The organism is Nocardiopsis sp. NPDC055824, from assembly GCF_053616335.1.
Genome location: NZ_JBSHDN010000234.1, coordinates 1 through 9,306, shown reverse-complemented (window position 1 = coordinate 9,306; position 9,306 = coordinate 1). Strand labels below are relative to the sequence as shown.

Sequence of the window (9,306 nt, the reverse complement as noted above, 5' to 3'; positions counted from 1 at the left end):
GCCGATGTGTGCCGCGGTCCCCGGCTGCCGGGGGCTCCCGCCGTGTCCGGTCCGGGAGCGCACGCGTCGTCTAGACGGCGGTCTCCTCGTGCACGAACGCCGTGAGGCGCTGGAGCACGTCCGGGTCGGTGCTCGGCAGCACCCCGTGTCCCAGGTTGAAGATGTGCCCGTCCGCGGCGCGGCCGCGGGAGAGGATGTCGCGGGTCCGCTCGGCGACGACCTCCCAGGGCGCGAACAGCGTCGCGGGGTCCAGGTTGCCCTGGAGCGCGGTGCCCGGCTGGACGCGCTGGGCGGCCTTGTCCAGGGGGACCCGCCAGTCCACGCCCACGACGTCGGCCCCCGCCTCGCTGAGCAGGCCGAGGAGCTCGCCGGTGCCCACGCCGAAGTGGATGCGCGGCACCTCGTACTCGCTGAGCTGACCGAAGATCCACGACGTGTACGGGAGCACGGAGGCGCGGTAGTCCTCGGCGCTGAGCGCCCCGACCCAGGAGTCGAAGAGCTGGACCGCGCTGGCCCCCGCCTCGATCTGGGTGCGCAGGAAGCCCAGCGTGATGGTGGCCAGGCGGCGCATCAGCTCGTCCCACAGCTCGGGCTCGCCGTACATGAGCGCCTTGGTGTGCTCGTGGTTCTTGGACGGGCCGCCCTCGATGAGGTACGAGGCCAGGGTGAACGGGGCGCCCGCGAATCCGATGAGCGGCTTGTCGCCCAGCTCGTCGACCAGCAGGCCGACCGCCTCGGTCACGTAGGTCAGGTCGTCGGGCTCGATCTCGCGGAGCCGCTTGACCCCGGTCGCCTCCCGGATCGGGTCGGCGACCACGGGGCCGACCCCGGGCTTGATGTCGAGGTCGATGCCGATGGCCTTGAGCGGCACGACGATGTCGCTGAAGAAGATCGCGGCGTCGACGTCGTACCGGCGCACCGGTTGCATCGTGATCTCGGTGATCATGTCGGGGCGCGCGCACGCCTCAAGCATCGGGACGTCGGCGCGCACCCGTCGGTACTCGGGCAGGGAGCGTCCGGCCTGGCGCATGAACCACACCGGCGTGTGGGTCACGGGAAGGCGCCGGCAGGCGCGGAGGAAAGGAGATTCTTGCAGGGTCACCCCTCGATCGTGCCATGCCCTCCCCGGTACTCCCACTCGGATCGCCCGAGCGGGGTGGCGGCGGCGGGGCCCCGGGACGGCCGAAGGTCCCGAACCGGCGCGGTAGAAGGCGACCCGGTCCCAAGATCATCACAAAACACCGACACGCCGCTCCAACTCCGACCCGCGACCGGTGACTCGTGCCACGGTCGGGTGCGTGCCCCTCCCCCCGCCCGCGGCGGGACGGCGGAGCACGTTCAGACGACACCCGCCGGTGCGTGATCACCAGAGAACGAAGGCTGACGTTTCCACCATGCCCGATGTCGGTAGCGCCGAGGACGCGCATGAGACGTTCCGGCGAGCGGTCGAGGCCCTGCACTCACCCCTCCACCGCCCCGAGATCACCGTCCGGGAGATACCCGCCCCCCAGCGGTTGGCCCCCCACTCCGCCGCCGTGTCCGCCGAGGTGACGGTGGACGGCGAGGAGGTCGCCTGGGGCCGTCTCATCGTGCTGTACGACCCCGAGAACACCCGCGACTGGCCCGGCCCCTTCCGAGTGGTCTGCCAGGTCAACTCCGAACTGGAGTCGGACATCGCGACCGATCCGCTGCTCGGACCGGTCGCGTGGAGCTGGCTCACCGACGCCCTGGAGGCGAGTGCGGCCACGCACCACACCCTGAGCGGCACCGTCACCCGCGCGACCACCGAGGGTTTCGGCACGAAGTCGGACCAGGGCTCCACCACCGAGGTCGAGATGCGCGCCTCGTGGACCCCGGAGTCCGACGACCTGTCCGTGCACGCCGACGCGTGGGCGGCGCTGCTCGCCTCCGCGGCGGGGCTGCCCCCGCTGGACGTCGCCGACATACGCCGCCAGCGTTCGCGACCCTGACCCGGGGCGGTCGGGCCGCCGGGGCGGCGGTGCGCGCCCGGCGGCCCGTTCCCGTGCCCGCGGGGCCCCGGCTCCCGGGTGGCGGGGGCCGGGCGCGCGGAGGGGTGCGCGGCTGCGCGGAAGCCACCCGATTTCCACGTCCGGTGGCGACAGCGCATACCGTAGTGGTGTGGCGAACGCGTTGAACTCCAAGACAGACCCCCGCGAACCAGGCGACGACGACGCTGAGAGGGCGCCCCTGCTGCGGGAACCCCGTGAGGGCCTGCCCGAGGTCACCGCCGACGCCGAGACCCTGGCCGGTGTCATCGCGGCGCTCTCCGCCGGCACGGGCCCCGTGGCGGTGGACGCCGAGCGCGCCTCCGGCTACCGGTACGGACAGCGGGCCTACCTCGTCCAGCTGCGCCGCAACGGCGCGGGGTCGGCGCTGATCGACCCCATCGCGTGCCCGGACCTGAGCGGACTCGACGCGGCGGTGGGCGAGGCCGAGGTGGTGCTGCACGCCGCCCACCAGGACCTGCCGTGCCTGTCCGAGGTCAACCTCCGCCCGAAGCGGCTGTTCGACACCGAACTGGCCGGGCGGCTCCTGGGCCATCCCAGGGTGGGCCTGGGCTTCATGGTGGAGCGGATGCTCGACATCCGGCTCGCCAAGGAGCACTCCGCGGTGGACTGGTCGCAGCGCCCCCTCCCCGAGGACTGGCTGCGGTACGCGGCCCTGGACGTGGAGATCCTCATCGAGCTCCGCGACTCCCTGGAGGCCGAGCTGGAGGAGACCGGCAAGCTCGGCTGGGCCCGCGAGGAGTTCGCCGCGGTCCTGGCGGCTCCGCCCAAGGAGCCGCGGACCGACCCCTGGCGCCGCACCTCGGGCATCCACCGGGTGCGCAACCAGCGCGCCCTGGCCGCCGTGCGCGAGCTCTGGTACGAACGCGACCGCATCGCCCAGGAGCGGGACATCTCGCCCGGGCGGGTGCTCCCGGACGCGGCGATCGTGGAGGCGGCGACGACGATGCCCCGCTCCACGACCGACCTGGCCAAGATCCGGCAGTTCGGGATCAAGCTCGCCCGCCGCTACCTGACGACGTGGATCAAGGCGGTCAACCGCGCGCGCGACATGGCGCAGGCCGACCTGCCCCGACCCAACGCGCCGGGCGACGGCCCGCCGCCGGTGAACCGCTGGGCGGACCGGGCCCCCGAGGCCGCGCGGAGGCTGGAGGCCGCGCGGACCACGGTCACGGGCATCGCCGAGGAGATCGTGATGCCGACGGAGAACCTCCTGCTGCCGGACACGGTCCGCCGGCTCGCCTGGGCGCCCCCGGAGACCGTGGACCCCGACGCCGTGGGGGTTTTCCTGCGCGAGCGCGGGGCACGTGAGTGGCAGGTGGGCCTGACCGCGGAACCCCTGGCCACGGCCTTGCGGGACGCGGAGAAAAGCTAGCGTTTACCCGCTTCTCACCCAATCAATCCAAACGTGACGGAAGTCACCGACCCATAAGGGTGTTTGACGCCTGTTCCGTAGCCCCGTGTCCGATTAAGTTATAGAAACGTGCCTTGGAATATCAGGGCTTCTTGACCTCTTACGGGTGTGACGGCCGTCGGCTGCGAGGCCGCGGTTGCGCGATCAGGGAAATGTGGTGAGTCTGCTGTCGTTCTGGCGTGCGTTGCTGCGCGAGACCGGGTTGACGGGTGCGACCAGGACACGGTCCGCCGATTCCGCCAGCGCCGTACCCGCTCGCGAGGAACGGTCCGTGACCCGTCCGGCCGAGACCCCTGTGCCGAGTCCGGCCCCCGTCGGCGGCGGGGGGTTCGAGACGCTCTCCCTGGCAGAGGAGCGCTCCGAGAGCACCCCGGACGGCGCCCCCGCGCCCACGTCGGGCATGCGGGCCGCCTCCCTGGAGCGCGCCCTGCGCTCCCTCGTGGAGCGGCTGGGCACCGAGCACCCCGACACCATCACCGCCCGCAACAACCTGGCGACCAAGTACGCGCAGATGGGGCGCCGCCAGGCGGCGGTGCAGCAGTTCGAGCTGGCGCTGTCCGAGGCGGTCGCGGTCTTCGGCGACGAGCACCCGCGCACCGAGATCATCCGGGAGAACCTGGCCTGGGCCTACGAGGACGCCGGGCGCCCGGCGGACGCCTCCGGGCAGTGGGAGCTGCTGCTGCGCGAGCGCGAGCGCCAGTTCGGCGCCTCCGACGAGGACACCGTGGAGGCGCGCATGCGCCTGGCCGTCTGCTACCGGCGCAGCGGCCGCCTGGACGCGGCGGTCGCGCACTACCAGCAGGCGATCGAGGACGTGGCCTCGACCGAGCGGCGCGAGGAGCTGCGGCTGGGGCTGAGCGCGGCGCACAACATGTCCGGGCGCTACGACGAGGCGATCAACCAGCTCCGCATGGTCCTGGCCGCGCGGCGCCGCCGCCTGGGCAAGGGCCACCTGGACACCCTGGCGGTGCACCACCGGCTGGGCCGCGCCTACACGCAGGCGGGCCGCACCGACGAGGCGGTGGAGAGCCTGCGCGAGGCCTACCGGGTGGCGCTGAACTCCTCCGGCGACCCGGAGGTGCGGCGCCTGACCCTGCGGCTGCGCCGCGACCTGGCCGGCGCCTACAACGCGGCCGGGCGCCACCGCGAGGCCAACGCGCTGCTCTGACGGCGCAGGCGGGGCGGAAGGCGAAGGGGTCCGATCGGGGCCGGGGTGGACCACCCCGGCCCCGACGCGTGTGCGCGCCGGGTCCCGGCCGCGGTCCCCGCAAGGCCTCGGGTCGGTGCGGAGCGGCGGCGCGCACCCCGCGGCCCCTCTGCCCGAGCCCGCAGCGGTCCGCCCCGGGGCGCCGGCGCGTGCCGGGGCCGCACCGCGCCGGGTCGGAGACCGCCGCCGGCGGCCATGGGCCGGACCCGTTCCCAGGATGTCGCGAAGACGTCGGCCCCGCCGCTCGCACAATTTGTTACTGACGAGTAGCATGGGCGCAACAAGTCCACTCACCCTTGGAGAAGGAGGGCCCATCGTGCCGCGAACTGCCCGCGATGTCGTGTTTGTCGACGGGGTGCGCACCCCGTTCGGCAAGTCAGGCAAGGGCCTCTACGCCGAGACGCGCGCCGACGACATGGTCGTCCGCGTCATCCGCGAACTGATGCGCCGCAACCCCGGCCTGCCGCCGGAGCGCGTCGACGAGGTCGCCATCGCCGCCACCACCCAGATCGGCGACCAGGGCCTCACGATCGGGCGCACCGCCGCGATCCTCGCCGGGCTGCCGCGCAGCGTCCCCGGCTACTCCGTCGACCGCATGTGCGCGGGAGCGCTCACCGCCGTCACCACCTCGGGCGCGGGCATCGCCTTCGGCGCCTACGACGTGGTGATCGCGGGCGGCGTGGAGCACATGGGCCGCCACCCCATGGGTGAGGGGGTCGACCCCAACCCGCGGATCGTCTCCGAGAAGCTGGTCGACCCGTCCGCACTGGTCATGGGCAACACCGCCGAGAACCTGCACGACCGGTTCCCGGGCATCACCAAGGAGCGCGCCGACGCCTACGCGGTGCGCAGCCAGGAGAAGGTCGCCAAGGCCTACGCCGACGGCAAGATCCAGCCCGACCTGGTCGAGATGCTGGTCCGCTCCCTGGAGAAGGGCTACGGCCTGGCCACCCGGGACGAGCCCCCGCGTCCCGGCACGACCATGGAGTCGCTCGCCGGCCTCAAGACCCCGTTCCGCTCGCACGGCAACGTGACCCCCGGCAACGCCGCGGGCCTCAACGACGGCGCCACCGGCGCCCTGCTGGCCGCGGAGGACGTCGCCGAGGAGCTCGGTCTCGACGCCCGCATGCGCCTGGTCGACTTCTCCTTCGCCGGTGTCGAGCCCGAGGTCATGGGCGTGGGCCCCGTCCCCGCGACCGAGAAGCTGTTCGCCCGCCAGGGCATCTCGATCGACGACGTCGGCCTCATCGAGATCAACGAGGCCTTCGCCGTCCAGGTGCTGGCCTTCCTGGAGCACTTCGGCCTCGCCGACGACGACGCCCGCGTCAACCCGTGGGGCGGCGCCATCGCCATCGGGCACCCGCTCGCCTCGTCCGGCGTGCGCCTGATGATGCAGCTCGCGCGCCAGTTCGCCGAGCGCCCCGACGTCCGGTACGGCCTCACCACCATGTGCGTCGGCCTCGGCATGGGCGGGACCGTCCTGTGGGAGAACACCAACTACGAGGGGGGCAAGTGAGCAACGCGATCGAGCAGGCGCGGGAACTGTTCAAGGACGAGGTCGTCACCAACGCGATCTCCCGCGACGTCGAGCTTCCCCACGGCGCGGGCACGGCGGTCCTGATCACCCTGGACAACGGGCACGACCACACCAAGCCCAACACCTTCGGCCCCGGCGGGCTCCTCAGCCTGGACGCCGCGATCGAGGCCGCCCGTGCGCGCACCGACATCGCGGCCGTGGCCGTCACGGGCAAGCCGTTCATCTTCGCCGTCGGCGCGGACCTGACCGGCGTCCCGGCGATCCGGACCCGCGAGCAGGCCCTGGCCATCGGCAAGCTGGGGCACGACGTGTTCCGCAAGCTCGGCGAGCTGCACGTGCCCACCTTCGCCCTGGTCAACGGCGCGGCCATGGGCGGCGGCGTCGAGGTGGCGCTGCACTGCACCTACCGCACCATCTCCTCGGGCGTGCCGGCGCTCTCGCTGCCCGAGACCTTCCTCGGCCTGGTGCCCGGCTGGGGCGGCACGTACCTGCTGCCCCGCCTGATCGGCGCCGAGAAGGCCCTCAAGGTCGTCATCGACAACCCGCTGGCCCAGAACAAGATGCTCAAGGGCCCGCAGGCCTTCGAGATGGGCATCGCCGACGCGATGTTCGACCCCGCCGACTTCGTCGAGGAGTCCCTGCGCTGGGCCGCGAAGGTCCTCAAGGGCGACGTCGTCGTCGAGCGCCCCGAGGTCGACGAGGGCGAGGCCTGGGACAACGCGGTCAACATGGCCCGCTTCACCGTCGAGGGCAAGCTGCACGGCGCCGCCCCGGCCCCGGCCCGCGCCGTCGAGCTCGTCGCCGAGGCCAGGAACCGCACGCGCGACGAGGGCTTCGCCGCCGAGGACGAGGCGCTCGCCGACCTCATCATGAGCGACGAGCTCAAGGCCGGCCTGTACGCGTTCGACCTGGTGCAGAAGCGCGCCAAGCGCCCCGCCGGCGCCCCGGACAAGTCGCTCGCCCGCAAGGTCACCAAGGTCGGCGTCGTCGGCGCCGGGCTGATGGCCGGACAGCTGGCGCTGCTGTTCGCCCGCCGCCTCGACGTCCCCGTCGTCATGACCGACCTGGACCAGGCGCGCCTGGACAAGGGCGTCGCCTACGTCCACGGCGAGATCGACAAGCTCCTGAAGAAGGGCCGGATCGGCAACGACAAGGCCAACCACCTCAAGGCCCTGGTCAGCGGCTCTCTGACCAAGGACGCGTTCGCGGACGCCGACTTCGTCATCGAGGCCGTGTTCGAGAACATGGAGGTCAAGCAGCAGGTGTTCGCCGAGGTGGAGGCGGTGGTCTCCCCCGAGGCGATCCTCGCGACCAACACCTCCTCGCTGTCGATCACCGAGATGGCCTCCGGCCTCCGCCACCCCGAGCGGGTCGTGGGCTTCCACTTCTTCAACCCGGTCGCCGTCCTGCCGCTGCTGGAGATCGTCCGCGGCGAGAAGACCGACGACGCCTCCCTGGCCACGGCGTTCGCCACGGCCCGGAAGCTGAAGAAGACCGCCGTCCTGTGCAAGGACGCCCCGGCGTTCGTGGTCAACCGCCTGCTCACCCTGTTCATGGGCGAGGTCCTGGGCGCCGTGGGCGAGGGCACCGAGCCCGAGGTCGCCGACCGCGCGGTCGCGCCCCTGGGGCTGCCGATGTCGCCGCTCCTGCTGCTCCAGCTGGTCGGCCCCGCGGTCGCCCTGCACGTGTCCGAGACCCTGCACGAGGCGTTCCCCGAGCGCTTCGCGGTCTCCGCCGAGCTGGCCGAGATCGTCAAGGCGGGCAAGACGGCGATCTTCGCACCGGACTTCACCATCGACCCCGAGGTGAGGGAGCTGTTCACCGGAGGCGACAAGCCGTCCGAGGAGAGCGAGATCCTGGACCGGGCGCTGCGCGCGATGGCCAGGGAGGTCCGGCTGATGCTGGACGAGGGTGTCGTGGCCGAGGCCGCCGACATCGACCTGTGCCTGATCACCGGCGCGGGCTGGCCGTTCCACACCGGCGGCATCACGCCGTACCTGGACAAGGTCGGCGTGTCCGAGGCCGTGAACGGCAAGCGGTTCCACGAGGGCGCCCCGAAGGCGTTCTGACCGAGGAGCGCCGCCGGACGCGGACGGGCCCGGCCACCCCTGTCGGAACAGCGGGGGCGGCCGGGCCCGTTCCCGTTCCCCGGGAACGCAAAAGCGCACTTCACAGACATTTCGACTACTCGAACATACCATCCAGTAACTCTGTGCAATGACTGCCTCGTGGCAATCTCCCCTGAGCACCAGATATATGCCGAGTTGTTCGCCGACGCGCCGGACATGGCCGTCGGCTACCTGCGCGACCTCGGCGTGAACGTTCCCGACTACGAACGGAGCGAGGTCACCTCGTGCGACCTCGGCCACGTCGATCCCGTGGAGCGCCGTTCCGACGTCGCGATCATGCTGCGCGGCCCCGGCCCGGACGACCCCCACGACCACCTGATGGGCATCGTCGTGGAGGTCCAGCGCGATCAGAAGGAGCGAAAACGCTTCACCTGGCCCGAATACGTGGCCAGCCTGCGGTTCAGGCACGAGTGCCCGGTCATGCTCCTGGTGGTCTGCCCCCGGCAGTCCGTGGCCGACTGGTACGCCGAACCGATCCACCTGGGCCATCCCGGCTTCGCCCTCCACCCCCTCGTGGTGGGTCCGGACGACATCCCCGTCGTCACCGACCCCGGAACGGTCGCCGTCTCACCGACCCTGGGAGTGCTCTCGGCGGCGGCTCACGGACATCTCAAGAAGGACGTCCTGGACGCGCTGCACACCGGTCTGGAATCGATCGACCAGGACAGGGCCGCGAAGTACATTGGATTCGCGCTGCACCTGCTCACCGACACTGATGGACAGAAGACTCTGGAGTCGCTCGTGATGGCGGACACGTACGAGTACACCAGCGCCTGGACCGAGAGCCTCAGGGCCGAGGGTGAGGCCGACATGCTCCTGAGGATCCTCGGGGCCAAGGGCATCGACATCCCGGACGGGGCGCGCGAGCGGATCAGCCGCTGCCGCGACGTCGGCCAACTCGCCGCGTGGGCCGAGAAATCCGCCGCCATCACCCACATCGACGAGCTGTTCGACGAGTGACCTGAGCCCGGGGCGGGTCCGGGCGCCGCGGG

General features: G+C 72.0%; 7 protein-coding genes. 6 read left to right on the top strand and 1 reads right to left on the bottom strand.

Features of this window, described 5'->3' with window-relative positions; genetic code table 11:
- Positions 1 to 70: 70 nt before the first annotated feature.
- Positions 71 to 1,096 (bottom strand): uroporphyrinogen decarboxylase, encoded by a 1,026-nt coding sequence (gene hemE, locus ACWGL3_RS28505; RefSeq protein WP_267950333.1) that lies wholly within the window; start codon positions 1,094 to 1,096, stop codon positions 71 to 73.
- A gap of 298 nt (positions 1,097 to 1,394) precedes the next feature.
- On the opposite strand from hemE, the gene ACWGL3_RS28500 reads away from it, so the two are divergent.
- From ACWGL3_RS28500 to ACWGL3_RS28475, 6 genes are all read left to right on the top strand, one after another.
- Positions 1,395 to 1,970 (top strand): DUF3000 domain-containing protein, encoded by a 576-nt coding sequence (locus ACWGL3_RS28500; protein WP_267949182.1) that lies wholly within the window; start codon positions 1,395 to 1,397, stop codon positions 1,968 to 1,970.
- A gap of 181 nt (positions 1,971 to 2,151) precedes the next feature.
- A complete protein-coding gene (locus ACWGL3_RS28495) occupies positions 2,152 to 3,402 on the top strand; it encodes a ribonuclease D (RefSeq protein ID WP_267950332.1) in 1,251 nt (416 codons plus the stop codon).
- Between the two features lie 202 nt (positions 3,403 to 3,604).
- Positions 3,605 to 4,609, top strand: coding sequence for a tetratricopeptide repeat protein (locus tag ACWGL3_RS28490; protein ID WP_378554633.1), 1,005 nt, complete (start codon positions 3,605 to 3,607; stop codon positions 4,607 to 4,609).
- Between the two features lie 355 nt (positions 4,610 to 4,964).
- Positions 4,965 to 6,164, top strand: coding sequence for a thiolase family protein (locus ACWGL3_RS28485; RefSeq protein WP_267949181.1), 1,200 nt, complete (start codon positions 4,965 to 4,967; stop codon positions 6,162 to 6,164).
- Positions 6,161 to 8,254 (top strand): 3-hydroxyacyl-CoA dehydrogenase NAD-binding domain-containing protein, encoded by a 2,094-nt coding sequence (locus tag ACWGL3_RS28480; RefSeq protein WP_267949180.1) that lies wholly within the window; start codon positions 6,161 to 6,163, stop codon positions 8,252 to 8,254. Before ACWGL3_RS28485 ends, ACWGL3_RS28480 begins: the two co-directional genes overlap by 4 nt.
- A gap of 159 nt (positions 8,255 to 8,413) precedes the next feature.
- Positions 8,414 to 9,274 (top strand): hypothetical protein, encoded by an 861-nt coding sequence (locus tag ACWGL3_RS28475; protein WP_452462006.1) that lies wholly within the window; start codon positions 8,414 to 8,416, stop codon positions 9,272 to 9,274.
- The last annotated feature ends 32 nt before the right edge of the window (positions 9,275 to 9,306 follow it).

Bases quoted from the DNA above. Each gene is read 5' to 3' on its own strand.
- ACWGL3_RS28500 (WP_267949182.1), top strand. From the start codon at position 1,395: ATGCCCGATGTCGGTAGCGCCGAGGACGCGCATGAGACGTTCCGGCGA.